Genomic DNA, 26,570 nt, shown 5'->3' with positions numbered 1-26,570 from the left:
CCGCCATCGGATCAGCCTGCGGTGTCGGCGGTTTCGTCGGCGGGGGCGGGCGCGAGTCCCGCGAGCAGGCTCGCCGCCGTCGTCTGGAACATGTCGAGATCGCCGTACAGCCGGGCCACGAGCATCGCGCCTTCCAGGCAGCTGATGATCATTCGCGCCTTTTCGTGCGTAGATCCGGTGAAGACCAGTGTTCGTTCTCGCTGGCCGAGAGTCAGTACTTCGGACAGCCATGCCTCGTTTCGTTCGAAGAAATGGACCACCGATTGCTGCATCGGCTCCGACAGGGTCCGGTACTCGGCGGCGAGCATGCCGCACAAGCACATTCGCTGCTCGCGCAGGACGCCTGCGTACAGGCTTGCGTAGTGCTCGAGCCTGGCGGGGGCGTCTCGATCGCCGACCGTTGACAGCGCCTCGAAGAATCGTTGCTCGTATCGCCGCACGAGCGCCAGGCCCAGCTCCGCCTTGCTCGGAAAGTGGTAGTGCAGAGCCGGTTTGGAGATCGCCAGGGCCGCGGCAACGTCGGCATAGCTGAACCCGTTGAACCCGCGACTCTGTACCATTCGCTCGGCAGCATCGAGGATGTGGGACCGAGTGCTGCGGTCGCCCCTCGGGGGACGTGACGTCATGGTCTTGTGCCTCTTGACTATTGGGCGTGTCCTGGCAAGAATCTGACCTACTAGTAAATCAGTATATGTCGGGCGATCTGATCGAACAGCATCCCCGTTCCGCGACGTTGTTGCAGCAGCGCCGCTTTCGGTCGATCCTCGCGGTCCGGGTGCCGCACGGGATTCGCCGAGCCGGGCACTCGGCCATGGAGGAGGGCGAGCCCGGCCAACGTCGATCCGCCTTCGGTGGCCGAATCCGCATATGCGCGTGTGGCATGACTCGACCATCCCGGATTCCCACGGGGCAGGAATTATGCAAGGACTCAGTGAAATCGAATCAACGGCCGCACCGGCGGGGAGGTCCGGAGCCGGTGCGTCGCCCGAACACCCTGCGCATGGCGGTCCGGCAGGCCGGCTGATCGGCAGGCGCGACGAGCTCGGTCGGATAACGGACCACATCGACAGGGTGGCCGCGGGTGCGGGCGGAATCGTCCTCGTCGAGGGAGAACCCGGCATCGGCAAGACCGCGGTGCTTTCAGCGGCCGCGCGGTTGGCCGCAGCACGTGGGCTGCGGGCGCTGCGCAGTGCGGCCAAGGAGCTCGAACAACACGTGCCGTTCGCGGCGATGGGACCGCTGCGAGCCGCGGTCGAGCCGGCGCCGCTCCAAGGGCAGGCGAGCCGGGGTGCCAGCACGAACACGATGGCAATCGGGCCCGCGCCGACGATCATCGAGACCTTGCTTTCCGCGACCGAGGATTACTGTGCCACAGAGCCTTTCGTGCTGATCCTGGACGACGCGCACTGGGCGGATCCGTCGAGCCTGCGGACGCTGCAGCGGCTGGGAGAATTCATCCACAAGCTCCCGCTGCTGATCGTGCTCGCGGTCGGGCCGCCGCCCCGTGCGCGTGGGCTGTCGAGTCTGCTCGCGGAGTTCGAGGCAGCGGGTGCCGAACTGGTGCGACTCGGCCCGATGAGCCCTTCGGAAGTTGCTGTGCTGGTGGATCTCTCCCTCGGATCGTCCGCTGGGCCGCTACTGTCGGCTGCCGTCTCCAGCGCGGGTGGTAATCCCCTGTACGTCACCGAACTGGTGGCGGGAATGTTGCAGGCGGGGATGCTCGAATCCGGCGACATCAGTTCGGACGCGAGCTCTTTCGCGGAGAACGGATCGGCGGATATCCGCCTGCCGGAATCGCTGACCGAGGTGATCCTGCGGCGGATGGACCAGCTGCCGGCACGATCGCGGCAGATCCTATCGATGGCCGCGGCCTTGGGTCAGGGGGTCGAGGCGATCGAACTTTCCGAGGTGCTCGAGGCGCCGCTCATCGACGTGTGGAGCGTGATCAGTGTGGCGATCGCGTCGGGAATCCTGGTTCGTTCCGGCGCCGAGTTGACCTTCCGGCACGACCTGATCCGTCAGGTGCTGGCCGATCAGCTTCCGCCCGCCTCGCGGGTGACTCTGCAATTGCGAGCGGCGCGGGTACTGATGTCGATGGCAGCGCCGGTGGAGCGCGTCGCAATGTACCTGCTGACGGGCGCGGGGCCGCTGGACCTGGCCGGTCTGGAGTGGTTGACGAATGTCGTTGAGCCGCTGACGGTTCGTGCGCCAGAACTGGCTGCCGGGGTGCTCGCTCGGGCCCTCGAGACCCGGCGGCTCGACCCGGAGCGCTTCGATGAGTTGCGGCTCTGGCAGGTCCGTGCGCTGTTGTGGAGCGGAAACCCGACCGAGGCCGAGGCGGTGGCGCGACACGCAATGTCGCAGGGCGCCAACGTAACCGGGCGACAGGAGGTCGGCACCATGTTGCGCTGGCTGCTGGCCCATGCGTGCTTCGCCCAGGGAAACCTGTCCGACGCCGTCGAGGTCGCCGAGTCCGCACTCGGCCGGCCCGGCGTCAGCGCAGTGCAGCAGGGGCAGTTTCACGGATTTCGTGCCGTGTCCCATACACTGCTCGAGCGTTTCGACCTCGCCGAAGAGGCGTCGGCACAGGCGATTTCGACCGGCATCGCCCATGCGGATCCGGTCGCCCGGGGACTGAGTTCGCTCGCGCTGGGCTTGGTACGGTTTCACCAGGGATTTCTCGATGAGGCGCGGCAACTCGGCGATCAACTGATGCGAGATTTCGAATCCAACGGTCGCCGTCGGCTATCCAACATCGAGCCGTACTCGCTGAGCGGCCGATGCCTGACCGAGCTCGACCAGCACGCGGCGGCGGAAAAGACGCTTACGCTGGCAGTTCGGTACAGCGAGCACAACGCCGGTGTGTATCTCGGCTCGAATCGGCTGGAACTGGCGCGATTACACTTCCTGCGGGGCCGCTGGGACGAAACCCTGATCGAACTGCGCGCCTGCCGGGACGCACCGGACGTCTTCGGCGGTGCCGCGGCCGCCGACTGCCTGACGGCTCTCGTCGCGGTGCACCGCGGCACGTTCGCCGGTACCCCGGAGTCGCTACCCACACCCGATGCTCGGTGGGACGGGCTCGGCTACCGGCATCTGCGCCCCTGGGTGCAGTCGCTGATATATGAGACACAAGGTGATTCGAGCCGGGCCATGAGCCTTTGCGAGGAGTTCGCGAACGGGCCGGTTTCGGCCACGGTGTATCAGATGTATCCGGATCTGATCCGACTGGCGCTCGCGGCCGGGCGGGCGGAGCTCGCGGGCAAGGTCGCCTCGGCCGCAGAAGCGTTGGCGGCACGGCATTCCACGCACAGCCGACGCGCTACGGCGGCGCTGTGCCGCGGACTGGCCGAGGGAGAGTCCGCGCTCGTCGCCCAGGCCGTCGAATCGTTCCGGCAGGCGGGTCGCCCCTGGTATCAGGCACAGGCGAGCGAAATCCTCGCCGCCCTGCTCGCGGCCGACGGTCATGCCGAACAAGCTCGGCCCGCATTGGACAACGCGATCGACCTGTACGCCGGATTCGGCGCCGAATGGGATATCACGCGAGCCGAAGCTCGCCTGCGGGAGTACGGGATTCGGCGCGGCCGCCGTGGTCGCCGCAACCGGCCCAAGACCGGCTGGCAGGCGCTGACACCCACCGAGCGGAAAGTCGCCGCGCTGGTAGCGGAGGGCCTGTCGAACCCTGACATCGCCACCAGAATGTTCCTGTCGCCCCGCACCGTGCAGTCACACCTGTCGAACATTCTGACGAAACTGCGCCTGCGATCACGGATTCAGGTAGCGGTGGCCCTGGCCCAACAGGGTGCACGGTGATAGACCCTTCCGCTCCACCCACGCCGCTGACCAGCCGCCGGTAATGTGCTCCGCCGACTGGTCATCCGCGCCGCAGCTTACGTCGATCGGCCGCTAATTGTCTCAGCCCGGCTGGGCACACAGAGGCGTGGCGGCCAGCGGCGTCCCTGCGCACATCGGATTCTGCCCGGATTGGTTCTGCTTTTCCGGCGCCTTGTTCTGGGGGTCCTGCTGATTCTTGGGATCGGGGGGAGTCGGCTTGGCGGTGCATGACGTGTACTTATCGAAGTGTGCAGAGTTATGAGAACATGCGAGAATACCGTCCGCCACGCTCGCAAGCGCCGTGCCCGACGGGGCCAGGCCTACCAAAAACGCCGCCGAAATACCGACGATAACTGCGCGAACCACCTTACGGTCTGCCATCACACTCCTATTCGTCTTCGGGCTGGTGACACACATGCCCGCGCAGTTCCTATAGCGGGCACTACGACACTATTCGGTGCTACCAGAAGGAAGGATGTGGGACGGCGGCGTGTCGGCAATATTCGCACATGTGGGTGGCCCGCCAGTACGACACCGCCGGTAGAAATTATCCAAGTCATTGTCGATATTCGAGCGTCGACCCTGCCATTGGTTTATCTATGTGGTGGGGTTGCACAGGTTCACTTTCACTGCGAACCAACTGCGGCGCAACTGTTCTCGAACGGAGCGCCATCGAAGGCGGCCTGTAGAAAGGCCTGGGCGGCGACCACGAACAAAGCACCGGCGACCAGGTGATCTGCACCCGGGTATTCCTCGTAGCGGATCGCGACGCCGCGGCGGCAGTAGTCGGCGGCCAGCGCGCGCTCGTCCGCGGCCACGATCACACCGTCGCCGATGCCGTCGGAGTTACCGCCTGCGAGAAACACCGGTCCCCTCGGCGTGCCCGCGCTACCCATTCTTCCCCCGTCGAGCATCGCCGCGAAGGCGGGAACGGATCGGTAGTCCCGGTATTGCGGTTGCAGGAGTTGGTCGATGCGCAGGCCCGGGAATTTCGGGCCGTCGAATACGCACTGATCTGCGACCTGCGTGACGACTTGCTTGCCGTAATCGGAAAGATACGGCGCCAGATCGATACCGAATCCACGTGCCATGCCCTCGAATACGTACGGCAGCAAAGTCGACGGGTCCGGCTTGCCGTCGATATAGGCGAGGGTGTCGGCGAGGTCGACCGGTAGTCCGCCCGCCGCGGTGCCGACGATATCGAGCTCGGGTGCGTAGTCCGGAGCCAGTTCCGCCGCGAATTCGGTGGCGATCGAACCGCCCGAGAATCCGGACAGGCCGACTGGCGCCGCGGCGGGGGCGCCGAGGGCCGTCAGGGCCGCGCGGATACCGTCCAAGGTGGCGTACCCGGACGTGCGGGGAGCGCCGTAGGCCAGTTCGGTACCTTCGTAATCACTTGTGACAACGGTGAATCCGGCGGCCAGGAAGCCGGCGATCACCGGCGCGTCTGCCAGTGCGCCCGGCCCGCCGCCGCGCAGCGTGAAGGACGGATCGCAGCGCGCGCCGAGCGCGTCATATGCCGTCTGATACGACACGAGCCGGATCGGCCCCGACGTCGCGGGCCGGATCACGGTGGCCACCGTGGCGGCGGGCTCACCGCGTTGGCCGGTCGTCCGGTACAGCAGTTGGGTGGCCTGCACCGGCAGCGGCGTGCCCGTCGGGGCAAGCCCGACGGTGCGCGTTTGCAGCACGGTGCCAGGTGCGACGTTGTCAAGCGCACCGGCAGCGCGGTAGAACGGATCAACCGTCGGCGGCAGCAACACCGTCTCGGCCTGCGCCGGCGGTCCGCCGGCGAGTAGTAGGACTGCGAGTGACGCTAGCAGCGGCGCGAGCCGCCGCCGGACCGCACGTGGCAGCCAACCCGATCTTGTGCGCACCGTGAAGATCCCCCTGTTCGATTGCCCGCAAGCGGTTTCGATCCGGTCGAATGCTATCCGCCGAAGCTCGCCGGTGTCGTGACCATAATTCCGGTGTGGCGCCAGGGTGCACGCCGGTGCTGCGGCACCCGCCGCACGACGAGTCTGGTTGACGTTCAAAGGAATCCAGGTCGTGCCGGGGCATCGACGACAGCGGCGGCCGTCTCCGAATACTGGTCGGAGCGAAGCGGGTTCGAAGCTTCACCCGCCCGTCGCTGGGACGGGATCCCGCACTCCGGGAAGGAGAATTCGGCGTACAAGCTGCTCGCCGCGATATGCGGTAGTCGTGGCTTTGCCCGTGCGTGGTAGCCCGAGGCCGCAACCCTAGCGCGGGGCCACGCGCTCAACTCACACAGTTCTGCTTGAAAAACTGCGTCTACGAGCTCATGGATCACTCCTGGATTTGCGGGCGTGGAGTTCGACGGCGTCGAGGATGAGTTCGAGACCGAGTTCGAAGCGATCGTCGTTGATGGCATCGGCGAAGTGCGGCATGGCGGCTGCCAGGTGTGGATAGTCGGCCGCGGGTGCGGCCAGGTATTCGTGTGTGGTCGCCGCGAGATCGCCGGCGTGGGCGCGCGCGTCCAGGCCGCGCGTGATGGCTTCCAGTGCGGTGGACCCGAGGACCAGATGGGCGAAGCTCAGGTAGGCACGCGCGGCGGTGCGGTCGTCCATCCCGGCGGCTTTGAGGGCGCCGAGGCCGAGGTCTACGATGCGAAATTCGGCGTCGCCGCGGGTGACGCGGGCGGTGGCCAGTGCCGCAAGCCTGGGATGGGTGAGGTAGGCCCGCCGGACGCCTAGTGCGAGCTGGCGCAGTGTGCCGCGCCAGTCCGACGAGGGCTGGATATCCACGACGGCTTGGGCGAGTAGCCGGTCGGCCAGGGCCAGCAACAGCTCGTCCATGCTGCGAAAATGCCGATAGATGGCGGTGTGATCGACGCCGAGGTCGGCACCGAGGGCCCGGATCGTCAGTTTGTCCGGGCCGTGCCGCTCGACCAGTTCCATGGCGGCGTCCAGCAGCACTTCGCGGCTGAGGAAACGGGATTTGCCGACGTCTGCCGGCTTCTTGCGCGAGGCCTGAGAGCTTCCCTTTTTCGTGGTCACGCCTCGTAGTGTGCCAGATTGACCCCAGTGTTGTCACCAGTGGTGACAACACTGTTGACACCAACGGTAACCAGAGGCATGCTTGGACAGGTAAGCACCCGCTGGGCCTGCCGTATCAGCGACCAAGGAGGACGAAAGATGGTGGTAGACGCGCACTTTCACCTGTGGGACGTCTGGCGGCACGACTACCCGTATCTGAACGATCCAGGGGCTGATCCGTTACGACACGTCTTCGGGCCCGCGGAGTTCGCGGCGGTGAGCACACCGCACGAGGTCGGGGCGGCCGTCCTCGTGCAGGCGCTCACTTCCGAGCAGGAAACCCGGGAACTGCTCGCGCGCGCCGCCTCGACCCCGCTGATCGCTGGAGTTATCGGCTGGACCGACCTCACCGCACCCGACGTTGCCGAACGGCTGATCATGCTGGACAGCACAGCCCTGTCGGGGATTCGCCATCCGGCGTACAGCGAGCCCGACCCACGATGGCTCCTGCGCGATGACGTGCTGCGCGGCCTGCGCGCGGTCGGTGCGGCGGGACTGACCTATGACCTGCTCATCGGCGAACGCGAGATGCCCGCCGCTATCGAGGCGGCCGCCAGGCTGCCCGAAGTGCGGTTCGTGGTCGACCACCTCGCCCTACCTCGAATCGCCGAAGGGACGATCGATCCCTGGGCCGCACACCTCAGTTCGCTGGGCGCCCTGCCCAACGTCACCGCCAAGTTGTCCAGCCTGATCTCCTTGGCGAACTGGAGCTCATGGACGACCGCCGACCTGATTCCGTACGCACAGCACGCCATCGAGGCGTTCGGCCCGGACCGCCTGATGTTCGGTTCCGACTGGCCGATCAGCGCCCTGGTCGCCCCCTACGAGCAAGTCCTGCAGACCACCGAGGCCCTGCTCAGCGGCTTGGACCCCACCGAGCGCACCGCCGTCATGGACACCACCGCTCGTCGCGTTTACCGCCTACCCGCCCGGCAGGTCACCTGAGCAGCGGCACCAGAACAGGGAGATCTCATGACAACCAGCACGACAAGAGATGCCTTGATAATCCGGAACATTCGAGTGTTCGACAGCCGAGCGGGTCGTTTGACGAAGGGCCCGCAGGTAGTGGTGGTGCGTGGCACCACGATCGAAGCGGTGCAACCTCTCGGCGCGGTAGCGGCAGAGACGGAAGCTGGCGCCTTCGTGATCGACGGAGGGGGCCGCACACTGACCCCGGGCTTGATCGACGCGCATTGGCACGGGTTCATGGCCACCGTCCCCAAACAGGAACTCGCGACCGCGGACCTCGGATACATCCACGTACTGGCCGGCGCCGCAGCGACACAGACACTGCTGCAAGGATTCACCACCGTGCGGGACATGGGTGGGCCGGTGTTCGGGCTCAAGCAGGCCATCGATAATGGAAGTATCAGCGGGCCAAGGATTTTCCCCTCCGGGGCGATGATCTCGCAGACCTCCGGCCACGCCGACTACCGCCCGATCGGTGAGCTTCCCCGAGGCCGCACCGGCGGGCGCAGCTTCGCCGAAGTCGCCGGAGTCGGGATCGTCGCGGATGGCACCACCGAGGTGCTCCGCGCCGCTCGTGAACAGCTCATGCAGGGAGCCAGCCAGCTCAAGGTCATGGCCGGCGGCGGTGTCGCCTCCGACCACGATCCGCTCGATGTCACCCAGTACGACGAGGCAGAGCTGCACGCGGCGGTGGAGGCTGCCGAGAACTGGGGAACCTACGTCGCGGTGCACGCCTACACGCCGCGCTCGGTACAACAAGCCATCCGCGCCGGAGCCAAATCCATCGAACACGGCCAACTACTCGACGAAGCTACCGTCGAACTCATGGCGGCACAAGGCATCTGGTGGAGCCTGCAGCCCTTCCTCGACGACGCGGACTCGCCTCCGATGCCACCGGCCAACCGCGCCAAGCTGTTACAGATGGTGCGCGGCACCGACAACGCCTACGCCATGGCCATCAAGTACGGCATGGCCGTCGCCTGGGGAACCGACATCTTGTTCTCCCCCGACCTCGCCGCCCGCCACGGCCACCTACTCGCCAAGATGACCCGCTGGTATACCCCAGCCGAGATCCTGACCATGGCCACAGCTACCAACGCCGACCTGCTGGCGCTGTCGGGGCCACGCAATCCTTACCCTGGCGAACTCGGCGTCATCGAGCCCGGCGCCCTTGCCGACCTGCTCCTGTTCGACGGCAACCCCCTCGAAGACATCAGCCTGCTCGAACGCCCCGCACAGACCCTCACGCTCATCATCAAAGACGGTGCCGTCATCAAGAACACCCTCAACGAGCCAACAACGCAGGGTCCGTCCAGATAACGGTGTAACTCGGGTTGATCGAACTATTTTCGTCCGGTAGTCGCCGAATTCTCGGGGACTAGGGATTCAGGCGCTGGTCGCGGGTCCAGAGGCGATGTCGTCGGCCAGCGGCGCGATGGCGGAAATGATCTGGGTGACCACCGCCGCGGGGACGGCGGCCGCGACCAGCGCATTGGTCAGATGCTCGGCGACGAGGCCGAAATGCGCCATGGTGATCCCGCGTCCTTGATGCACCTGTTTCATCGGCGCACCGGTGTACGGATCGGGTCCGCCGAGAGCGGCCGCGAAGAACTCGACCTGCTTGCCGCGCAGCCTGTTCATATTCGTTCCGGTGAAGAAACCGGCCAGCTGGTCGTCGGCCAGCACTCGGACGTAAAAATCGGCGACCACGACCTCCAACGCCTGATAACCACCGATCTGATCGAAGATCGGTGCGGCTGTCGCGGTCGATCGCTGTTTGAACCACGAGGAAATAGTCATGACTCAACGACAGCAGCGACACATTGCCTCGAGATGAGCTGTTCATCGCGGCTCGATTGCTGCCCATACCAATTATGTTGCGATGCCCTCACCGGCATGGCGAGAACACTGTGAGGCACAATGTCAGGCATCGGTTCGGTGGCCACAGCGACAGAGCTCTGGCCGCCGAATCCGATCATTTGCCCTATTGCATATTGTGATGGGGGGTTCACTTCCACTGATGATGCGATCGACGATTCCCACTGCGGACTTATGGTCCACTACGTCAGCTCATTCGCGAGCTGGTTTTCGCCGGCCCGGTGAGCACGATGCCGTGATAACGGGCTCTTTGTGCGCGGAATAGGTGTTCGTGTGCTGGAGAGGTTCCTGTCAGGTGAGCGTTATCGGGTCGGCGGTGACACGTCTCCAAGAGCGGGTGGCCGGTAGTGAGCGGGCGCCGGTATTGGACGTGGTGATCCCCGTTTACAACGAAGAGGTCGATCTCGGCGTCTGTGTGCGCAGGCTGCATCGGTATCTGCATGCCTCGTTCCCGTACTCGGTGCGGATCACGGTCGCCGACAACGCCAGCACCGACACCACCCTCCAGGTGGCGCGGCTGCTCGCGGACGAGTTGGACGGGGTGCACGTGGTGCACCTGGCCGCCAAGGGCCGCGGCCGCGCGCTGCGCGCGGTGTGGGAACGCTCCGACGCGCAAGTGGTCGCCTACATGGACGTCGACCTGTCCACCGACCTGAACGCGCTGCTGCCGCTGGTGGCGCCACTGATCACCGGGCACTCCGATATGGCGATCGGGACCAGGCTCAGCGCCTCCTCGCGGGTGGTGCGCGGGGCCAAGCGCGAGATCATCTCCCGTTGCTACAACCTGCTGCTGAGGGCCTCGCTGCGGGCGCGGTTCTCCGACGCCCAGTGCGGATTCAAGGCGATGCGCACCGAGGTGGCGCGACAGTTGCTTCCGCTGGTGCGCGACGGGGAATGGTTCTTCGACACCGAGTTGCTGGTGCTGGCCGAGCGGGCCGGGCTGCGCATCCACGAGGTGCCGGTGGATTGGATCGACGATCCGGACAGCCGGGTCGACATCGTCGATACCGCGCGCAAGGACCTGCTCGGCATCGGCAGACTCGGGCGTGCGCTGGCGACCGGCGCGCTGCCGCTCGAGGAGTTACGGCGCGCGGTCGGGCGCGAACCGCTGGTGCCCGGCGTGCCGCTCGGCATGGTCGGGCAGCTGGTGCGGTTCGCGATCGTCGGTGCGTTGAGCACGCTCGCCTATCTGCTGCTCTACGTGGTGTTGCAATCCTTTACCGACGAGCAGGTGGCCAACTTTCTGGCGCTGCTGATCACGGCCGTGGCAAATACCACCGCCAACCGCGCCTTCACCTTCGGTGTGCGGGGACCGAACCGAGCGGTGTCGCACCAGCTGCAAGGGTTGGTGATCTTCGCCGTCGGATTGGCATTGACCAGCGGATCGCTGCTCGCGCTGGATCATTGGGCACCGGATGCGCCGGTGCACCTCGAACTGTTCGTGCTGGTGCTCGCCAATCTGCTGGCGACCATCCTGCGGTTCGTCGGGTTGCGCTGGGTATTCCGCAGCAGGCCGCGCATATCTCGACGGCTGGCCGGAACGGCTCTGCCCCCGGCCGGCAACGAGGGCGTGCTGCCATGACCGCGACATTGACGACATCATCCGCCCTGACGCCGCGGGAAACCCCGGCAGCCGAGCTGCGTGCGGAATTCCCGGCGTTGGCCGTATTGCTGGTCGCCACCGGTATCGCGTACCTGTGCGATCTGAGCGCGAGCGGCTGGGCGAATATCTTCTATTCCGGTGCGGTGCAGGCAGGTTCGGTGTCGTGGAAGGCGTTCTTCTTCGGCTCGTCGGATGCCGCCAATTCCATCACCGTGGACAAGCCACCGGTCTCGCTGTGGTTGATGGAGTTGTCGGTGCGGGCGTTCGGACTGAACAGCTGGAGCATTCTGGTGCCGGAGGTGCTGCTCGGCGTCGCCAGTGTGGCATTGCTCTGGGCGACGGTGCGCAGATCGTTCGGGCCCGCCGCTGGGCTGCTGGCCGGGGTGGTGCTCGCGGTGACACCCATGGCGGCGATCATGTTCCGGTTCAACAATCCCGATGCGCTACTGGTGTTCCTGATGATCGCCGCGGCGTGGGCGATAACGCGGGCGGTCGAGGACGGTCGTTGGCGGTGGTTGGTCCTTACCGGCAGCCTCGTCGGACTCGGTTTCCTCACCAAACAATTGCAGGTGCTGTTGGTAGTTCCCGCGCTGGCGCTGACCTACCTGGTCGCGGGCCCGCCCAAGCTCGGCATTCGCATTCTGCAGCTGTTCGCCGCCGGTGCCGCCATGGTGGTCGCGGCGGGCTGGTGGTTGCTGGCCGTCGAGCTGTCGCCCGTCTCGTCGCGGCCGTGGATCGGTGGGTCACAAAACAATTCGGTGTTGGAGCTGACCCTCGGATACAACGGCCTGACCCGCCTCAACGGTAACGACCACAGCGCCGTCCTGCCGGATCTACCGTCCGCCAGCACCCACCACGTATGGGGTGAGGCCGGTATCGCTCGCCTGTTCGAACCGGCCCAGGGCGGTCAGATAGCGTGGCTGCTGCCGGCCGCACTGGTCCTCCTCGTCGCCGCAATACTGTTGCGCGGCAAGGCGGCCCGTACCGATCGGCAACGTGCCGCACTGATCCTGTGGGGTGGTTGGCTGCTGGTGACCGGTCTGACCTTCAGCTTCATGGCGGGGATCTTCCACCCGTACTACACCGTCGCGCTCTCTCCGGCCATCGCCGCACTCGTCGGCGCGGGTGCGGTGCTGTTGTGGCGGGACAGGCACCGACTGTGGGTGCGGTCGATGCTCGCGCTCACGCTCGGGCTGACCACGGTGACCGCATGGATGTTGTTGTCCCGCAGCACGGATTGGTTGCCGTGGCTGCGCTGGACGGTGCTCGTAGCCGGCGTGTGCGCCGTGATCGCGGTACTCGCCCCGATCCCGAGGACGCTGGCCGCGATTCCTGCCATCACCCTCGCTGCCGCCGGCCTGGCGGGACCCATCGCCTACACCATCGACGCTATCGCGACCGCGCACACGACGGGCCTTCCTTTCGCCGGCCCGGATGTCGGCGGACAACCGCCGGCCGTGCAGGCACTCGCCAATCGGAAGGTGACGGGAGTGAGCCTGTACAACGACGTCGCTCCGAGCGACAGGGTAATGGCTCTCCTGCATCAGGACCGCGGAACCTATACCTGGGCTGCGGCCGTAGTCGGCGCCCGTCCTGCCGCGGGCATCCAACTGCCGACCCAGCTCCCCGTCATGCCGATCGGCGGCTTCAATGGCAGCGACCCTTCTCCTACCCTCGCCGGGTTCGAGCAGTACGTGGCGGCAGGAAAGATCCACTACTTCATCGGCGGCGATCTCACCGACTTGGCGTCCGTCGACTCCCCCGCTTCCCGAATCAACGCGTGGGTCCTGGCGAACTACACCGCGACCGAGGTGGACGGGCTCACCCTCTACGACCTGACTCCCGGACGGCCGACCAAACGGCCTTACGGATAACCCCGTGTCGCACCATCAGAACAAGCGAATGAGCTATTAGGCCGGGTAATATTGCCGCCTTATGGATCCTGTGTTCGGTTTTACCCTGACTCAGCTCCTCCATTTCGTCACCGTTGCCGAATGCGGGTCCATTTCCACCGCGGCCGAACGACTGCACGCGGGCCAGCCGGGAATTTCCATGTCGATTCGCAGACTCGAGAAAAACCTCGGAGTTCTGCTGTTCGAACGCCGGTCCTCCGGAGGAGTGGAATTGACCTCGCGCGGGCGGATATACCTGGAGCTGGCCGACGCGATAGTGACGCACGCTCGGGCACTGTCCGAGGCGACGGACCGGACGGACAAGCGAACCCGCACTCCGGTAGTCCGGATAGGCAGCCTGCAATCGCTGACACCCGCCCTGATCAGGACACTGCGCCCAGCGTTCGCGAAGCAGGGCAAGCAGGTGACGATCCTGGACGGCGCCCCCGCGGAACTCACCGAGTGGCTCAGCCGCGAGATATGCCTCGCCGCAGTGACTTTCGAGGCTCTCGGCGACCAACGCAGTGACAACCTCGCCTTCATCCCCGCCGCGACGACTAAAGTCCTCGCGATTTCCAGCGCTGGACACCCGCTGGCGAAGAAGAAGACTCCGGTATCGCTGGCCGAGGTGTTCCGGTACCGGGTCGCCGTCGTCACCACCGGCACGGTCGTCTGCTATCTCGACCGGATCCGCGGTCCCGAGCAGCCGTCGACCGTGGAGGTCAAGACCATCGAAGCGTTCCTGAGCCTGGTCGAGTCCGGCAGCTGCGTCGGCTTCCTCTCCCAAGTCGTGCTCGACCTGCCGCACAACGCGCCACGCAACATCCGAGCCGTTCCCCTCGACATCGAGCTCCCCGCTGCCCGGATAGGAATCCTGACCCTCCCAAGCCATCGCGACGACCCCATGGTGGCTATCGCCGTCGAAGCGGTCCGCAGCCTGGTCCCCGGCTCCGAGAGTCCGCCGCCACTCCCTCGCTAGCGGCACTTGACCGAAGACACGCCGATACGCCGATACGCCGGGCTATACCGGACGGATGTCCGGCGGTCGGCATAGGTGAGCGGTGCGTTGCGCGCGCGAGCATTGACCGACTGAACAGAGCTGCGGCGGGTAATCCCGCACTAGCAGTCGGATAAACCAACTTTCAGGGGCCTGAATGGCGGAACCAGATCACCTCATCGTTGCCGGTGCCTCCGCCGGCGGCGTGGAGGCGCTGCGCGACTTCGTCGCGGGCCTGCCCGAGGACCTGCCTGCGGCTGTCTTGGTGGTTTTACATATGCCCGCGGGCGCGGCCAGCGCGCTGGCCGCGATACTGCGCCGCAGTGGCGCCTTGCCCGCACTGACCGCCGAAGACGGTACGCGCCTCAGCGCCGGCGTCGTTTACGCCGCTGTCCCCGACCACCACCTGCTCGTGTCGAATGAGCGAATTCTGTTGTCGCGAGGGCCAACCGAGAACGGACGACGACCGGGCATCAACCAACTGTTCCGCTCCGCGGCGATCACCTGGGGCGCACGGACAATCGGGGTGGTCCTGTCCGGAGCGCTCGATGACGGCACCGCGGGCCTGTCCCTGATCAAGGCCCAGGGCGGCCTGACTGTGGTGCAGGACCCGGAAGAAGCCATCTATCGGAGCATGCCCGACAGCGCGTTGGCGCACGTGTCGGTCGACTTCACGCTGCCCGCCCGCAAGATCGGCACGGTGCTTGCCGATTCCATCACCACGCGGGGCGCACTGCCCTTGCCCGCGCCCCTGTCGAGCCTGGCTCGACTGGAGGCCGAGATCGACGCCGGTGAGCAGAAGAATTCGGCTGAGGTGACGCGCGCGATCGATCCGGTCGGCTTCAGCTGTCCCGACTGTGGCGGGCCACTGTACGCCGTGCCTGACGAGGCACGATACCGCTGCCGGGTCGGTCACGGCTGGACCGGCGAGGCGCTGCTCCTCGAACAAAGCGTGCAGACCGAGAAGGCCCTCTGGACGGCGGTGCGAGTGCTCGAGGAAAAACAACAACTGGTCGAACGCATGCGGTCCGACGCGCTACGCCGCGGCCAGCAGCGGCCAGCCGACCGATTCGCCGAACAGAGCGTCGAGCACGGGCATGCGGCCACCGTCTTGCGCAGGCTCCTCACCCACCGCAACGACGGGCCGGGATCAAGCCAGGAAACCGAGCCGGAATCGGCACCTCAGTTCGACTGAGTCCGGCGTCCGGGCCGCTCCTCCCGGCGCGCGGTCGGCAGCGTCGCCCACACGACCTTGCCGTTCGGCCACCGTGGCGCACAGCCCCATGCCAAAGCCAACAGTGCCACCGCGTGCAATCCGAAGAACCGCGTCAACTCGCTCGTCGGTTCCCGCAGCACCGCCTCGCGGGGATCACTGTCGGAGACCGCGACCGTCAGTAACTCATCGCGTAACTCCATCCGGACCACCATGCCCTCGCTGCTACGGCAATGCTGGAAAGCGTTCTCGACCAGCTCGGTCACGATCACCAACGCATCGATCCGCAACTCCGGCACCGCCCAGAGATCACAGGTGCGCTCGACGAACTGCCGCGCTCGCTGGTCACACCCCTCGGTCGGCGCGACCGCAAGACTGGACCTGAACCGCAACGGCGGGTCGGCCGCGGCCACCAACGCCTCGGCCATCGTGGCGTACGCCGGGACGAAGCGGTGGACCACCGCGGTGACCAATCGCCCGCGCAACTCAGCCGAGGCGGCCACCAGCAACAGCGGCACCCCCGGCCATTCACCGATCCGCATCCACACCTTGGCGAACGCGGACAGCGAGACAGCGCCGGGGATCAGCAGATCGTCCAACACCACGATCAGCGCTTGCGGCACGTCCATGGCGAACTTGATCAGGTCATCGGTGAACGACCGATAGTTGAGCGCGCACAGCTCACCGCGCGGGCGGAGCACTGTGCAACCGTCCACTTCCACCGGATCCCAACCGAATTGCTGCTACAGCCACTGATTCAACCTCCAGGCGGACATGGCCGACGCACCCCGACACGGACGCCATCGTGGGTCCGGCCTGCGGTACCGCGCGTTCACAGTGAAGCCCTCAGCCAGACCCAAGAAGTCCCTGATCGAGACGCATGAGGACATCTCACCAAACATACGGCCTTCGGCGCTTACCTACCTCTCATCGATGCTGCGGCGGATGCCGTCACGACGCATGCGACGGCGATCATCTGGATTGGAGTCAGCACTTCGCCGAGCAGGATGAAGGCCGCGAGTCCGCCGGCCGCGGGTTCCAGGCTGCCGAGAATGCCGAAGGTTTGGGAGGAGATGCGGCGAAGGGCGGCCCAGTCGAACAGATACGGGATGACCGCAGACAAGATCGCGACGCCGAAACCTGTTGCCAGGACGTGTGTGTCGGTGATCAGTGCGAGTCCGTCGTGGGCGAAGCCGATCGGCGCCGAGACGATCGCGGCCCAGCAGACGGCCAGGGCCAATGTGCCTGCGGTGCCGGTGCGGTCGCCCGCGTGTTTGTTGAGGACGATGTAGCAGGCCCAGGATGCGCCGGAGGACAACGCGAAGAAGATGCCGACGGCGGATAGACCGGCTGCGGACGTCTGCGGCAGCAAGAACAGGCATACGCCGAATCCGGCGAGCAGCGCCCAGATGACGTCTGTCGGCCGTCGGCTGCCCAGCACCGCGACCGAAAAGGGCCCTAAAAATTGGAGGGTGACGGCGATGCCGACCGGTAACTGTTCGAGGGCGGGATAGATGAATAGGTTCATGCCCGCGATGGAGCTGCCGTAGCCGATGATGACCACCCAAATTTTCCGGTCAGTAGGTAGTCGCGGCCGCAACAGGACGAGCAGAACGACGGCGGCGAAGATCAGCCGCAAGGCGACTACACCCCATGGACTGACAGTCCCGAACAGACCCTTTACCCAGGCCTGACCGAACTGGATCCCGAGGATGCTGACCACGACCAGCAGCGACGGCGGCACATAACGTAGTAGTCGTGCCGCGCGTTTCCGCTGGCGCGGGGCCGTGACGCTGCTTCGTCGGTCGAGATCGACCATTTCGGGCGCTGCTATTCGGTCGGTAGGCATATTTCCAGCGTCGTCCGAGGCTGACCTGAGGTCCATCTACATTTACCTCGCATTGTTATGTAGCGTCTTCTACATGATCGAAGCCCGGCGGCTGGAGGTCCTGCGTGTACTCGCCGCCACCGGCACCGTGACGGCAACCGCCACCGCGTTGCATTTGACGCCTTCCGCGGTATCGCAGCAGATCAAAGTGCTCGAACGTGAGGCGGGCGCGCAGCTGGTCCAGCGCGAGGGGCGGGGAGTGCGACTGACGCCCGCCGCGCAGATCATGATCCGGCACGGTGAACGTGTCCGCGCAATGTGGGAAGGCGTGCGGGCCGAACTCGACGCCCACAGCGATCAGCGCCAAACCACGCTCCGGATCGGTGCGTTTCCGTCCGCGTTGGCCCGAATCGTCGCGCCGGCGGCCGCCGACCTGCGCCGAACGCACCCACACCTGCAGATCACCTTGACCGAGGTCGAGACCACGCAGTGTTTCCAGCTACTGTCCTCCGACCAACTGGATATCGCCGTCCTGGTACCGCTGCCGGACAACCCCGCGCCCGATGACGCACGCTTCGAACAGCAGTATCTGCTCGATGATCCACAGGACCTGGTAGTAGCCAGCGATCATCCCCTGGCGCGGCGGGGCGCCAGCGTCGAACTGGCGGAGGCGGCACACGAAAACTGGATAGCCGCCCCGGAACACATCGACCAGCACCAGCTGATCCTGGCCGCATGCGCGGCCGCCGGTTTCACACCGCGTATCGCGCATTCAGCGCAGGAATGGAACGCGATCTGCTCACTGGTAGCCCACGGATTCGGCGTATGCCTGCTGCCGCGGATGGCGCCCGTCGCCGCCGAGCACGCTGTCGCACGGATTCCGCTATCTGGAGAACCTCGGCCCTTCCGAAGAATCCTCACCTGCATCCGACGCGGCAGCGGCCAACAGGATGCAGTCGAACTCGGTCTCCGCGCGTTGCACGCGGTCGCCGACTGAGGCGCCTCGAGGCCCTGTCGTCAGCCCGCGGTCGCGAGTTGGCCTGAGTATGCGTCGACCTGCACCTCGTGATCCTCATCGGCATCGGCGGGGCCGTAAATATCGAATTCGTACTTCGCTGTGTTGTCCTTGCCCTCGATCTTCCACTTCCCGACCCGGCCGGGATGCGCCCTCGTGGCAGTGGACATCGCCTCGTTCAACGGCACCGCCTTACCGAAGTCGACCGCATCGCGCCGACGCTCGGTATCCCGTTCGTCCGCGTCCAGGTTCTCTTTTCGTTCGGAGATCACCGCGCCGGAGTCGGCCGCCAGCTGCGTGGTGTACTTCTCCTGATCGGACATCAGCTCGACTTTGTACACGTAAGAAGTTCGGGGACTGACACCTTCAGGCTCGAGCTCGAGTTTCGTCAGCGTCCCCGCGAATTTCTCCTGTGCCGCCGCGAGGACGTCCTGCGGACTCACCGCGAACGAATTCCGCGCCAAGTCAACCGGTGCCGAATCCGCAAGGGTGGGCGCCGAACTGCTGATATCCGACGTGCCGGTCGCGGGAGTGGCCGAGTGCTGATCCGGGTCGTGCCCGCATGCTGTCGCCGCCACCACCGCAGCAACCACGAACGGCGTAATCACTACCGCTTTCATCGCAATCCTCCCTGCTCGAATCAGCTCGACAACGGAATGTGCGCAGCCGTCGTCCGAAGCCCACTACGGCTCAATCGCCCACGGATCCTGCCGAGATGGCGAGATAGATAAGGGTGATCGTCATCAGAAACCAGCCCGCGCCCTGCCAGGTCACCCAGGGACCGCCGCGACGCCACACGCGATAGGTATTACCGAAAGCCGCGAGGGTGCCGACCAGCAAGATGCTCGCGGGCACGACGACCAGCAGATACCGAGGTTGGCTCGCGCAACCAGCGCAGTCGGCTCGACCGCCGACCCACGCCCCGGTGATCACCATGGCGACGAGCGCCAGCAACACCACACCACCTCCGAACAGCACCGCATCGCGGTAAGCACTGCTCCTCCGGCCGCTATCGCGGGTCGTAGGGCTTCGCCTGCTCACCGCGGGACCCCTGATAGTGCAGATGATCTATAGATCATCTGCACCGCGTACCCGCTGTCCGGCGAGTCATGCGTGCGCGGTCCAACTGGCCCACTGTCTCCGGACGTCTTGCCAGGACTGCGGACCGGGTTGTGCCGCATCCCTAGGTACGCACTGCTGTCGCTATCGCTTCCTGCTGGGCAAGACGGCAGCGCAGGCCAGGAGGCCGAAGGCGAGGACGGCGGCCGCCGTTCGGGCCGCGTGGGCGATCTGCCATCGGTCCCGCACGTCCGCCCAGTCGTGCGGCGGGGTCGTTGGGCTCCATTGGAGCTGGTCGGAATTGATCGGGAGATTGACGATGAGTGTGAGGACGAAGACGAAAACGAGCAGTGCGAGCGCGGCCACCGTCAGGTATCGACTGTTGGTTCCGAATGCCTGGTAGACCAGTACCGCGGTGGCGAGCAGGGAGGGGAGCAGCGTGACGACCGCAAGCTTGTCCAGCGAATCGAGCTCCACCAACCTGACCTGTGTGTAGACCGCTGCGTCGAAGTCGCGCAGGGAGAGCTCCAAAACCAGGACACCAGTGAGGAATCCGGCGAAGAGCCCGGTGAACACCAGGCTGACGAGGCGTACGTATTTCGTCATGACCATGCCTGCGCGCGGTCGGCGACCCAGGTGGCGAAGGTGCGGGCGGGGCGGCCGGTCGCGCGGGGATGCACGAAGAGACCGTCAGCATTCTTCAGCGCAGGCCGAATCGCCTCAGGCGCAACGGCTTCCACCCCGGCGGGGAGGGCGCGGTTCGCCGGGTCGCGGGTGACGACCCGGAGTTCGGCGCCCTGGGCGAGCAGAGCTTCGACGGGTGACCGTCCGATGATTCGGGTCGGGCCGGCGACGAGGTACATGCGTATCCGTTCGAGAGTCATATAGTACGGAAACCGTAACATATTACTTCGGAACCCATACAATATGATTAACGTAACCCTCCGGCGCGACATGTTCAGCGGGCGCTGCCCAGGCCTCGATCGTGTGCGGCGCCCGAGAGCATGGTGGTGGTCTCGATGATCTGCCGGAAGCGGCCGTCGCCGGCGAGTTCGGCGAAGACCAGCACCTCGAACGCGACCTCGCTGCCGTCGACCTTGCGGGCGTGCACGGTGTGGCGGTCGGCGTAGCGGTCACCGTTGATCAGTTCGTCGTGCACCTCCACACTCCCGTCGGCGATGACGGTTCGCAGGTGGGTGATGTGCTCGACGAACTCGGCGTGGTCGCTCCACACGCCGTCGGTGCGCTGACGGTAGTCGTCGGTGAAGTGGCGCGCGAACGCGGTGTCGACGTCGATCCGCCGATCGAACAGCAGGTCGGTGAGGGCGGCGGCGATGGCGGTCATGGCTATTCTCCCTTGGTCATTTGCGTGCATCGTGCACGCAGATGACTGTAGCGCATATCCGTGCACGATGCACGCTATGCTGGGAAACATGCCACCCCCAGGGATCGGAGCCCAGGTCGCCGAGGCGATCGCCGAGCTGTTGCGCCGCAGAACCCGCGAGGGCATCTACGCCGAACTGACCCAAGGGATGGACCCCGCGGTGGACACGGCGACCTATCCAGTGCTCAGCGCACTGGCCCGCTGGGGCCCACGCAGCGCCGCCGCGCTGGCCGCCGAAATCGGCCTGGATCGTTCGGTGACCAGCCGACACGCCACCCGCCTGGAACAAGCCGGATTGCTCCGTCGCACACCAGATCCCGACGATGCCCGCGCCACCCTGCTCAGCCTGACCGGCGATGGCGAGCAAGCGGTCGAGGCCATGCGCGAACGCCTCGCCGGCCGTCTCGACAGACACTTGGCCGCCTGGCCCGAGCACGAGGCCCGTGCCTTCGCCACCGCGCTGACCCGATTCGTCCACGAACAACCCTTCGGCTGAATGCCTGCGGGCGATGCGTCGTATTTTTGCCGCGCGGGTGCAGATCTCGAACTCGTCAGGATTTAATTTTCGATAGGCTGATCCATTGCCTTTCCCATTCAAATCATAATAACGATCTGATAAGAATCGGCTACTTCGAATGACATTACACTAGGGTTATTACCAGTGCGCTCGCCCGGCTGATATGCTTCTTGTCGAAAGAAATCCAATTCGGCGGGCATCCGCCGCGGGCAGCAGGAGGTAGAGACCGCGTGAGGTCGGCATCAGCTACGCCCTGCAGCGGAGGCCGCCCGCCGACGTGGGCGCTCAGCTCGGCCGATGCGGCCGGTCCCGGCCGTGGCACCCACCGCAGGAGGGCGGACCGTTCCAGGTTTCATCGCACCTCGCCCTGCTGGCCCATCCAGGTCAGACTCGTCTTTGAATTAACCGCGAATAACTGACATGACTGAAAGTAAAATAGAGCTTATGGCAGACGCCAATCGCTTGCAGCGCGCCTACCGTTCCCCGGTGCGCGAGGAGGCCGCGCGCCGCACCCGAGACATCGTGGTACAGGCGGCAACGCGGGTATTCGCGGAACGGGGATACGCCGGCGCGACCATCGACCACATCGCGACCAGCGCCGGCGTCTCGCGTCCCACCGTGTTCGCCGCGGGCAACAAGGCCCAGTTGTTCACACTCGCCCGCCAATACGCGGTCGACGACGGTGGCACCACCGAAGCCGTCTCGACGGTGGCGGAGATCCTCACGATCACCGACCCCCGGCGCCTGCTCGAACAGTTCGCCGCGCATATGGCGGCCCTGATGCAGCGAGTGCGGCCGCTGCAGGTCGTCCTCGAGCAGGCCGCGGGCACCGATCCCGACCTGGCGGATCTCCTGAAATCGAAGCAACGGCAGCTGCTGGAGACGGCCGGTAGCGTCGTCGCCGCCATCGCGGCGACGGGATCGTTGCGGCATGACATCTCGCGTGACGCCGCAACCGATGTGCTGTGGTTGCAACTCCAGCACACGAACTACCAGCGCCTGGTCGATGAACGCGGCTGGAGCCACCAGGAGTTCGAACGATGGCATGCCAGCGCGATGTGCACCGCCCTGCTCGAACCGAAACATGACTAAACACCGGGTTTTACGCGGAGTCCCCCACCATAGCTCGCCGGGCAGCGGACATGCCAGCGACGTCGTCGAATCCGAATCGACAAGACGGCTGCAGCTCATGGGCGAGGTTCACGACTGTTTCCAGCAACCGCGAATCGCCGCCGAATTGAATGGTGGCACCGATGAATACGACGTCGTACTGCTTGTCTCGCAGTGATCGCCGGACCGTGTCGGCGGCGTTGCCGATGTCGACTAGGCAGGTGTCAACTGTGTATCCGCCGTCGCGGGCGCGAGTGGCGTTGTCGGCGTGGGTATTTCGGGAATGAGAAGCACCACTGACGCGCGCGTCCATCCTACGGGGAGGCAGGTCGAACCGGATAGCGGTGCCGGTTCCTGATCCGTGCCCGGTGTTGACGGCGAGTCCAGCCGACACCGGCGTGGCGAACGGCCGATTGGCAGCGAGCGCGGCGACGCAATCCCGCCCGAGCAGCACGGGGTCTTGGTGCAGTATCCGTTGCTCGAGCATCCGCAGTCCGGGTCCGGGATCGGTGCCCGTGCCGGTCCGTAGCAGTCGGCCGATGCGGTGCAGGGCTGCCAGCGCCTCGGTCTGGCGTCCACCGCGGTAGAGGCCGAGGGCCAGCAACTGCCACCGCCGTTCCCGGTAGGGGGCGGTCTCGACGGCAAGGGTGAGACCGGCGATCGCCGAGGCGGTGTCGCCGAGCGCCAGTCGTGCGGCTTGCAGTTCCTCCACGGCGGTTTCATAGAGTTCGCCGAGGCGAAATCGGGCGCCGGCCAGTTCCGGCTCGTCACCGAGCTCCTGCCACGGATCGCCACGCCACAGGGCGACGGCCGCGGCGAAATCGTCGGCCGCGCCGGCCGACTCGCCGTCGGCGAGTCGTCGCTGCGCTCTGGGTATCAAAGCCGCGAACCGACCGTGGTCGGTCCGGTCCAGCGGAATAGCCAGCGCGTATCCCCCTGGGCCGCGCCGCAGATATCGATGTCCGACCTCCGGTCCGAGCCCGGTGCGCAATCGGTTCACGATGGTGCGCAACGCTTGAATGACATTGCCGGGCTGCCGTTTTTGCCACACCTTGTCGATCAGGTAGTCATCCGGAACCGGATCGCCGTGCCCGGTGGACAGTACCGTCAGCACCCTGCGAGTGCGTGGGCCACCCAGATCGGCAGCGGCGCCGTTGATCTCGACTTCGGTCGAACCCAGGATCCGGCAGAACGGGAGCGGCACACCCGGCTCGACCAGGTCAGCGTGGACGTTGGTCATCGGGACTACTGCTGCGGCTAAGGCTGCGGCGAGCCCGCACACCCTTGTGACTGATAAATTCTGGATGCTCGCCGACGCCCAGACCATCCCGGGCCGACGAGCTTTGTGATGCCAACACCTTGGACCTCAGTCCACACATTAGAGTTACTAATAATCATCTGATTTGACTAGAAGTCAATCAAAATGTGTGGCCGTCGTCAACCGCAGACCCGATAATGTCCGCGTCCGGGACGGTTCAGGCCGATAGGTGGGCAAGTAGGTTCCGGCGGGCCGAGTTGACGTGTTCTTCGGCGCATCGACCCAACGTTTCGTGATCACCGGAGCGCAGCAGCACGGCCAGTTGCCGATGCTCGTCGATCACCCGGTCGCGGTAGTGCTCGTATCCCACTGCGACGCGGTGCATTTGGAACAGGTAAACCTGTGACCGCAGAGTCTGCCACGCCTGGCTGAGCCGCTGATTTCCGGCGGCGTCGTAAATATGGTCGTGAAAGGCGATGTCCAGGGCGAGCAGTCGCGGCCCGGATGCTGCGCCGGCGATCTCGGTCGCCATCGCGTCGACGAGTTCGTCGAGCGGCGCCAGCTGTTGTGGATTCGCGGCGGCGCTGATCGCGGCCAGCCGGTCCAGCGCACCGCGGACCGCATAGACCTCTTCGACATCGTGTGGTGTCACCTCGATGACGGTGGTGCCACGATGCCAGCCGCCGCGGATCAGGCCCTCACGTTCCAGCAAGGTCAGGCCCTCACGGACCGAGCCGCGGCTGACACCGAGCGCGGTGGCGAGTTCGACCTCACGAAGCGGTGCGCCGGGCGCGAAGTCGCCCGCGAAGATCGCGGTGCGGATGACATCGGCGGCTTCGTGCGCGAGCCCGCGCCGGGCCGCCCTGGGCAGCGAGAGGTTCATGTCTGAATGTTGACATTAGGACATCGAGCAGCGCAAGGTGGGGTCAGTTTCGAAGCGAAGGAGTAGTGCCCATGCCAACCCGCCCCGCCGTGCACTTGGCGATACCGGTCGATGACCTCGACGCCGCCCGACAGTTCTACGGCGGCGTCCTCGGGCTCGAGGAGGGACGCCACAGCGATCACTGGATCGACTGGAATTGGCACGGCCACCAGCTGGTGACGCACGCGGTGACCGGCGATATCGCCGCGCAAGGCGTGAGCGAGGTCGACGGACACCATGTGCCGGTGCCGCACTTCGGTCTGCTGCTGCAGGCCAAGGAGTTTCACCTACTGGCCGAGCGGTTGCGCACGGCCGGTGTGGAATTCGTGATCGACCCCTACCTGCGGTTTCCGGGCCGCCCGGCGGAACAGTGGACAATGTTCTTCCGAGATCCGGCTGGTAATGCCTTGGAGTTCAAAGCCTTTGCCGATGAGAGGCAGGTGTTCACGCGATGAGGCGGGTACTGGTGACCGGTGGCTCGCGTGGCATCGGGCGGGCAGTCGCGGTGGCGTTTGCCGAACATGGCGATCGAGTGGCGGTGCACTACAACAGTGACGCCGACGCCGCGGATCGAACCCGGCGACTCTTGCCGGGTACCGGACACACCACGATTGCCGGTGACCTCGACGATCCGGACGCCGCGCTACAGGTCGCGGAGGCGGCGGTCAGCGCTTTGGGTGGGATCGACGTCTTGGTCAACAATGCCGCCGTCGCGACGTCGGCGGCCACTCGGCACGCGGTCACGGAGGTCGACTACGCCCAATGGCAACAGATCTGGCAACAGATGATCAATGTCAATTTGCTGGGCGCGGTACACCTGAGCTATGCCGTCGCCCGGCATCTCATCGACCGCGGCGCGGCCGGTCGCATCGTCAACATCGGCTCGCGCGGCGCGTTCCGGGGTGAACCCGACTTTCCCGCGTACGCGTCGAGCAAAGCCGCGCTGCACGCTTTCGGACAGTCCATGGCGGTCGCGCTGGCTCCCCATGGAATCGCGGTGGCATCGGTGGCGCCAGGTTTTATCAGCACCGAGCGGCAAGAAGCGAAACTCGCGAGCGACGCCGGTGACGCGGTACGCGCCCAGAGCCCGTTCGGCCGGGTCGGCACACCGGACGAGGTTGCCGCCGCGGTGCTCTACCTGGCGTCCGCCAATGCGGAGTGGGCCTCGGGGGCGGTACTCGATCTCAACGGCGCCTCCTACCTGCGAACCTGAGCCCCAACGCTGGCCGGACCACGCAAGCCGAGGAACCTCCAGATCGGGGCGGACTGTCGAAAGAGCCTACGGTCCCAGTGAATTCAGCGCTCGCACCGCGTTGGGTGCCAGCAGCAGCCCGGCGCCGAGCGGGCGGAACGGCTCCGCCCGCTCCAGCACCTGCCAGCCGGCGCGCACCAGGCCGCGCGCCGCGCTCAACCCGCCGATCACGATTGTCGTGTTCATGCCGTCCGGCTACCGGCTCCGTGCGATGCGTCAACCATGCTGCTGGACAACAGAATCGGGGCCTCGGGCCGCTCGATGGTCGACAGTTGTTGTGCGCGGTAGGCGAGGATGATCATGATCGCGGGCAAGAGCAGGTCGCAGACCAGGACGCCGCCGGTGTTGCCGGGGGCGTGGTCGCCATGGGCGAACCACTGGTAGAGGTGACCGATCAACGCGCCCCACAAGAACATTCCCGCACCCAAGCCGATGGTGATGCGTTCACGAGCCGAGGCCGAGACCGCACGAAACCCCATCACGGCCAACGCCAGGTTGGCGAAGGCGATCTCGAACTGGAACGGAGTCGAGTCGAACCCGATCGCGGTCGCCATCACCTGCGGCACCGTCAAGAACGTGATCGTCATCCACAAGCTGCCACCACCGAGCGCCACCACCGCCCACCACCGCTGCCACGTCTCGAGCGCCGCTGCACGAGACGGACTACGCCGGGTGGCAACGAGTGCACCCACAACCGCGATCAACGGCCAGATCAAAGGGACGGCGGTCTGGATGGCATACGACATAGCGTTCATGCGGCAAGTCTTGCATAGTTAATATTAA

At 65.7% G+C, this 26,570-nt stretch carries 28 protein-coding genes; 12 read left to right on the top strand and 16 right to left on the bottom strand.

The window, feature by feature from the left end:
* Window positions 1–11 precede the first annotated feature (11 nt).
* Entirely contained in the window at window positions 12–626 is a 615-nt protein-coding gene (locus ACIBCN_RS28440) for a TetR/AcrR family transcriptional regulator (RefSeq protein ID WP_396994747.1), read from the bottom strand.
* 292 nt (window positions 627–918) lie between these two features.
* Between ACIBCN_RS28440 and ACIBCN_RS28435 the strand changes: the two genes are divergently transcribed.
* Window positions 919–3,813: an AAA family ATPase gene (locus ACIBCN_RS28435; protein WP_396994746.1), complete on the top strand. Its 2,895-nt coding sequence runs from the start codon at window positions 919–921 to the stop codon at window positions 3,811–3,813.
* 102 nt (window positions 3,814–3,915) lie between these two features.
* Here ACIBCN_RS28435 and ACIBCN_RS28430 read toward each other — a convergent pair whose 3' ends face one another.
* The 3 genes from ACIBCN_RS28430 to ACIBCN_RS28420 form a co-directional block, all read right to left on the bottom strand.
* On the bottom strand, window positions 3,916–4,215 hold the full coding sequence (locus tag ACIBCN_RS28430; RefSeq protein WP_396994745.1) for a hypothetical protein: 300 nt from the start codon (window positions 4,213–4,215) through the stop codon (window positions 3,916–3,918).
* A gap of 245 nt (window positions 4,216–4,460) precedes the next feature.
* On the bottom strand, window positions 4,461–5,711 hold the full coding sequence (locus tag ACIBCN_RS28425) for a lipase family protein (RefSeq protein WP_396994744.1): 1,251 nt from the start codon (window positions 5,709–5,711) through the stop codon (window positions 4,461–4,463).
* Window positions 5,712–6,134: 423 nt separating this feature from the next.
* On the bottom strand, window positions 6,135–6,851 hold the full coding sequence (locus ACIBCN_RS28420) for a TetR/AcrR family transcriptional regulator (protein ID WP_396994743.1): 717 nt from the start codon (window positions 6,849–6,851) through the stop codon (window positions 6,135–6,137).
* 138 nt (window positions 6,852–6,989) lie between these two features.
* On the opposite strand from ACIBCN_RS28420, the gene ACIBCN_RS28415 reads away from it, so the two are divergent.
* A complete protein-coding gene (locus ACIBCN_RS28415) occupies window positions 6,990–7,835 on the top strand; it encodes an amidohydrolase family protein (RefSeq protein WP_396994742.1) in 846 nt (281 codons plus the stop codon).
* Between the two features lie 27 nt (window positions 7,836–7,862).
* Complete coding sequence (locus tag ACIBCN_RS28410) at window positions 7,863–9,179, top strand: amidohydrolase family protein (RefSeq protein WP_396994741.1); 1,317 nt, start codon at window positions 7,863–7,865, stop codon at window positions 9,177–9,179.
* A 66-nt stretch (window positions 9,180–9,245) separates the two neighbouring features.
* On the opposite strand, the gene ACIBCN_RS28405 is transcribed toward ACIBCN_RS28410, so the two are convergent.
* Window positions 9,246–9,659 carry a group 1 truncated hemoglobin gene (locus tag ACIBCN_RS28405; RefSeq protein ID WP_396994740.1) on the bottom strand — a complete coding sequence of 138 codons (414 nt, stop codon included), beginning with the start codon at window positions 9,657–9,659 and terminating at the stop codon, window positions 9,246–9,248.
* Between the two features lie 394 nt (window positions 9,660–10,053).
* Between ACIBCN_RS28405 and ACIBCN_RS28400 the strand changes: the two genes are divergently transcribed.
* The 4 genes from ACIBCN_RS28400 to ACIBCN_RS28385 all read left to right on the top strand — a co-directional run bounded on the left by ACIBCN_RS28400 (window position 10,054) and on the right by ACIBCN_RS28385 (window position 15,424).
* Window positions 10,054–11,319: a glycosyltransferase gene (locus ACIBCN_RS28400; protein ID WP_396994739.1), complete on the top strand. Its 1,266-nt coding sequence runs from the start codon at window positions 10,054–10,056 to the stop codon at window positions 11,317–11,319.
* Window positions 11,316–13,214, top strand: coding sequence for a glycosyltransferase family 39 protein (locus ACIBCN_RS28395; RefSeq protein WP_396994738.1), 1,899 nt, complete (start codon window positions 11,316–11,318; stop codon window positions 13,212–13,214). The genes ACIBCN_RS28400 and ACIBCN_RS28395 overlap by 4 nt, the downstream gene beginning before the upstream one ends.
* Window positions 13,215–13,275: 61 nt before the next feature.
* A complete protein-coding gene (locus ACIBCN_RS28390; RefSeq protein WP_396994737.1) occupies window positions 13,276–14,211 on the top strand; it encodes a LysR family transcriptional regulator in 936 nt (311 codons plus the stop codon).
* Between the two features lie 175 nt (window positions 14,212–14,386).
* The gene (locus tag ACIBCN_RS28385; protein ID WP_396994736.1) at window positions 14,387–15,424 is read left to right on the top strand and encodes a chemotaxis protein CheB; all 1,038 of its coding nucleotides are present in this window, start codon (window positions 14,387–14,389) and stop codon (window positions 15,422–15,424) included.
* On the opposite strand, the gene ACIBCN_RS28380 is transcribed toward ACIBCN_RS28385, so the two are convergent.
* Window positions 15,412–16,158 (bottom strand): STAS domain-containing protein, encoded by a 747-nt coding sequence (locus ACIBCN_RS28380; RefSeq protein ID WP_396994735.1) that lies wholly within the window; start codon window positions 16,156–16,158, stop codon window positions 15,412–15,414. The two genes, ACIBCN_RS28385 and ACIBCN_RS28380, sit on opposite strands and share 13 nt — an antisense overlap.
* A gap of 200 nt (window positions 16,159–16,358) precedes the next feature.
* Window positions 16,359–17,291: an EamA family transporter gene (locus tag ACIBCN_RS28375; protein WP_396994734.1), complete on the bottom strand. Its 933-nt coding sequence runs from the start codon at window positions 17,289–17,291 to the stop codon at window positions 16,359–16,361.
* Between the two features lie 73 nt (window positions 17,292–17,364).
* On the opposite strand from ACIBCN_RS28375, the gene ACIBCN_RS28370 reads away from it, so the two are divergent.
* Entirely contained in the window at window positions 17,365–18,267 is a 903-nt protein-coding gene (locus ACIBCN_RS28370; protein WP_396994733.1) for a LysR substrate-binding domain-containing protein, read from the top strand.
* 20 nt (window positions 18,268–18,287) lie between these two features.
* Here the strand turns inward: ACIBCN_RS28370 and ACIBCN_RS28365 are convergent, their stop codons facing one another.
* The 5 genes from ACIBCN_RS28365 to ACIBCN_RS28345 all read right to left on the bottom strand — a co-directional run bounded on the left by ACIBCN_RS28365 (window position 18,288) and on the right by ACIBCN_RS28345 (window position 20,689).
* Window positions 18,288–18,905, bottom strand: coding sequence for a PepSY domain-containing protein (locus ACIBCN_RS28365; protein ID WP_396994732.1), 618 nt, complete (start codon window positions 18,903–18,905; stop codon window positions 18,288–18,290).
* Window positions 18,906–18,975: 70 nt separating this feature from the next.
* Entirely contained in the window at window positions 18,976–19,263 is a 288-nt protein-coding gene (locus tag ACIBCN_RS28360) for a hypothetical protein (RefSeq protein ID WP_396994730.1), read from the bottom strand.
* A gap of 225 nt (window positions 19,264–19,488) precedes the next feature.
* Window positions 19,489–19,950: an anthrone oxygenase family protein gene (locus ACIBCN_RS28355; protein WP_396994729.1), complete on the bottom strand. Its 462-nt coding sequence runs from the start codon at window positions 19,948–19,950 to the stop codon at window positions 19,489–19,491.
* Window positions 19,947–20,207 carry a hypothetical protein gene (locus ACIBCN_RS28350; protein ID WP_396994728.1) on the bottom strand — a complete coding sequence of 87 codons (261 nt, stop codon included), beginning with the start codon at window positions 20,205–20,207 and terminating at the stop codon, window positions 19,947–19,949. Before ACIBCN_RS28350 ends, ACIBCN_RS28355 begins: the two co-directional genes overlap by 4 nt.
* A 95-nt stretch (window positions 20,208–20,302) precedes the next feature.
* On the bottom strand, window positions 20,303–20,689 hold the full coding sequence (locus ACIBCN_RS28345; protein ID WP_396994727.1) for a nuclear transport factor 2 family protein: 387 nt from the start codon (window positions 20,687–20,689) through the stop codon (window positions 20,303–20,305).
* An 88-nt stretch (window positions 20,690–20,777) separates the two neighbouring features.
* On the opposite strand from ACIBCN_RS28345, the gene ACIBCN_RS28340 reads away from it, so the two are divergent.
* Both ACIBCN_RS28340 and ACIBCN_RS28335 read left to right on the top strand, forming a co-directional pair.
* Window positions 20,778–21,224, top strand: coding sequence for a MarR family winged helix-turn-helix transcriptional regulator (locus tag ACIBCN_RS28340; RefSeq protein ID WP_396994726.1), 447 nt, complete (start codon window positions 20,778–20,780; stop codon window positions 21,222–21,224).
* A gap of 465 nt (window positions 21,225–21,689) precedes the next feature.
* Window positions 21,690–22,337, top strand: a complete 648-nt coding sequence (locus ACIBCN_RS28335) for a TetR/AcrR family transcriptional regulator (protein ID WP_396994725.1) — start codon at window positions 21,690–21,692, stop codon at window positions 22,335–22,337.
* Between the two features lie 10 nt (window positions 22,338–22,347).
* Here the strand turns inward: ACIBCN_RS28335 and ACIBCN_RS28330 are convergent, their stop codons facing one another.
* Together ACIBCN_RS28330 and ACIBCN_RS28325 are read right to left on the bottom strand one after the other, a co-directional pair.
* Window positions 22,348–23,595, bottom strand: a complete 1,248-nt coding sequence (locus tag ACIBCN_RS28330; RefSeq protein ID WP_396994724.1) for a BTAD domain-containing putative transcriptional regulator — start codon at window positions 23,593–23,595, stop codon at window positions 22,348–22,350.
* 235 nt (window positions 23,596–23,830) lie between these two features.
* Entirely contained in the window at window positions 23,831–24,496 is a 666-nt protein-coding gene (locus tag ACIBCN_RS28325) for a GntR family transcriptional regulator (RefSeq protein ID WP_396994723.1), read from the bottom strand.
* Between the two features lie 71 nt (window positions 24,497–24,567).
* Here ACIBCN_RS28325 and ACIBCN_RS28320 point away from each other — a divergent pair, with 71 nt between their 5' ends.
* Complete coding sequence (locus ACIBCN_RS28320) at window positions 24,568–24,990, top strand: VOC family protein (protein WP_396994722.1); 423 nt, start codon at window positions 24,568–24,570, stop codon at window positions 24,988–24,990.
* Entirely contained in the window at window positions 24,987–25,748 is a 762-nt protein-coding gene (locus ACIBCN_RS28315; RefSeq protein WP_396994721.1) for an SDR family NAD(P)-dependent oxidoreductase, read from the top strand. Before ACIBCN_RS28320 ends, ACIBCN_RS28315 begins: the two co-directional genes overlap by 4 nt.
* A 66-nt stretch (window positions 25,749–25,814) precedes the next feature.
* On the opposite strand, the gene ACIBCN_RS28310 is transcribed toward ACIBCN_RS28315, so the two are convergent.
* Together ACIBCN_RS28310 and ACIBCN_RS28305 are read right to left on the bottom strand one after the other, a co-directional pair.
* Window positions 25,815–25,973: a hypothetical protein gene (locus ACIBCN_RS28310; protein ID WP_396994720.1), complete on the bottom strand. Its 159-nt coding sequence runs from the start codon at window positions 25,971–25,973 to the stop codon at window positions 25,815–25,817.
* The gene (locus tag ACIBCN_RS28305) at window positions 25,970–26,542 is read right to left on the bottom strand and encodes a DUF6790 family protein (RefSeq protein WP_396994719.1); all 573 of its coding nucleotides are present in this window, start codon (window positions 26,540–26,542) and stop codon (window positions 25,970–25,972) included. The genes ACIBCN_RS28310 and ACIBCN_RS28305 overlap by 4 nt, the downstream gene beginning before the upstream one ends.
* Between the last annotated feature and the right edge of the window lie 28 nt (window positions 26,543–26,570).

It is taken from the genome of Nocardia sp. NPDC051052, from assembly GCF_044456045.1.
Classification (GTDB): domain Bacteria; phylum Actinomycetota; class Actinomycetes; order Mycobacteriales; family Mycobacteriaceae; genus Nocardia.
Note: the sequence above shows the minus strand (reverse complement) of the source record. Positions and strands in the feature narration are given on the sequence as shown.

What these genes read in the sequence shown, in the direction of transcription:
- ACIBCN_RS28440 (WP_396994747.1), bottom strand. Translation starts at nt 626, where the DNA reads ATGACGTCACGTCCCCCGAGGGGCGACCGCAGCACTCGGTCCCACATC.
- ACIBCN_RS28435 (WP_396994746.1), top strand. Translation starts at nt 919, where the DNA reads ATGCAAGGACTCAGTGAAATCGAATCAACGGCCGCACCGGCGGGGAGG.
- ACIBCN_RS28430 (WP_396994745.1), bottom strand. Translation starts at nt 4,215, where the DNA reads ATGGCAGACCGTAAGGTGGTTCGCGCAGTTATCGTCGGTATTTCGGCG.
- ACIBCN_RS28415 (WP_396994742.1), top strand. Translation starts at nt 6,990, where the DNA reads ATGGTGGTAGACGCGCACTTTCACCTGTGGGACGTCTGGCGGCACGAC.
- ACIBCN_RS28410 (WP_396994741.1), top strand. Translation starts at nt 7,863, where the DNA reads ATGACAACCAGCACGACAAGAGATGCCTTGATAATCCGGAACATTCGA.
- ACIBCN_RS28405 (WP_396994740.1), bottom strand. Translation starts at nt 9,659, where the DNA reads ATGACTATTTCCTCGTGGTTCAAACAGCGATCGACCGCGACAGCCGCA.
- ACIBCN_RS28395 (WP_396994738.1), top strand. Translation starts at nt 11,316, where the DNA reads ATGACCGCGACATTGACGACATCATCCGCCCTGACGCCGCGGGAAACC.
- ACIBCN_RS28390 (WP_396994737.1), top strand. Translation starts at nt 13,276, where the DNA reads ATGGATCCTGTGTTCGGTTTTACCCTGACTCAGCTCCTCCATTTCGTC.
- ACIBCN_RS28385 (WP_396994736.1), top strand. Translation starts at nt 14,387, where the DNA reads ATGGCGGAACCAGATCACCTCATCGTTGCCGGTGCCTCCGCCGGCGGC.
- ACIBCN_RS28375 (WP_396994734.1), bottom strand. Translation starts at nt 17,291, where the DNA reads ATGCCTACCGACCGAATAGCAGCGCCCGAAATGGTCGATCTCGACCGA.
- ACIBCN_RS28370 (WP_396994733.1), top strand. Translation starts at nt 17,365, where the DNA reads ATGATCGAAGCCCGGCGGCTGGAGGTCCTGCGTGTACTCGCCGCCACC.
- ACIBCN_RS28365 (WP_396994732.1), bottom strand. Translation starts at nt 18,905, where the DNA reads ATGAAAGCGGTAGTGATTACGCCGTTCGTGGTTGCTGCGGTGGTGGCG.
- ACIBCN_RS28355 (WP_396994729.1), bottom strand. Translation starts at nt 19,950, where the DNA reads ATGACGAAATACGTACGCCTCGTCAGCCTGGTGTTCACCGGGCTCTTC.
- ACIBCN_RS28350 (WP_396994728.1), bottom strand. Translation starts at nt 20,207, where the DNA reads ATGTACCTCGTCGCCGGCCCGACCCGAATCATCGGACGGTCACCCGTC.
- ACIBCN_RS28345 (WP_396994727.1), bottom strand. Translation starts at nt 20,689, where the DNA reads ATGACCGCCATCGCCGCCGCCCTCACCGACCTGCTGTTCGATCGGCGG.
- ACIBCN_RS28340 (WP_396994726.1), top strand. Translation starts at nt 20,778, where the DNA reads ATGCCACCCCCAGGGATCGGAGCCCAGGTCGCCGAGGCGATCGCCGAG.
- ACIBCN_RS28335 (WP_396994725.1), top strand. Translation starts at nt 21,690, where the DNA reads ATGGCAGACGCCAATCGCTTGCAGCGCGCCTACCGTTCCCCGGTGCGC.
- ACIBCN_RS28330 (WP_396994724.1), bottom strand. Translation starts at nt 23,595, where the DNA reads ATGACCAACGTCCACGCTGACCTGGTCGAGCCGGGTGTGCCGCTCCCG.
- ACIBCN_RS28325 (WP_396994723.1), bottom strand. Translation starts at nt 24,496, where the DNA reads ATGAACCTCTCGCTGCCCAGGGCGGCCCGGCGCGGGCTCGCGCACGAA.
- ACIBCN_RS28320 (WP_396994722.1), top strand. Translation starts at nt 24,568, where the DNA reads ATGCCAACCCGCCCCGCCGTGCACTTGGCGATACCGGTCGATGACCTC.
- ACIBCN_RS28315 (WP_396994721.1), top strand. Translation starts at nt 24,987, where the DNA reads ATGAGGCGGGTACTGGTGACCGGTGGCTCGCGTGGCATCGGGCGGGCA.
- ACIBCN_RS28310 (WP_396994720.1), bottom strand. Translation starts at nt 25,973, where the DNA reads ATGAACACGACAATCGTGATCGGCGGGTTGAGCGCGGCGCGCGGCCTG.
- ACIBCN_RS28305 (WP_396994719.1), bottom strand. Translation starts at nt 26,542, where the DNA reads ATGAACGCTATGTCGTATGCCATCCAGACCGCCGTCCCTTTGATCTGG.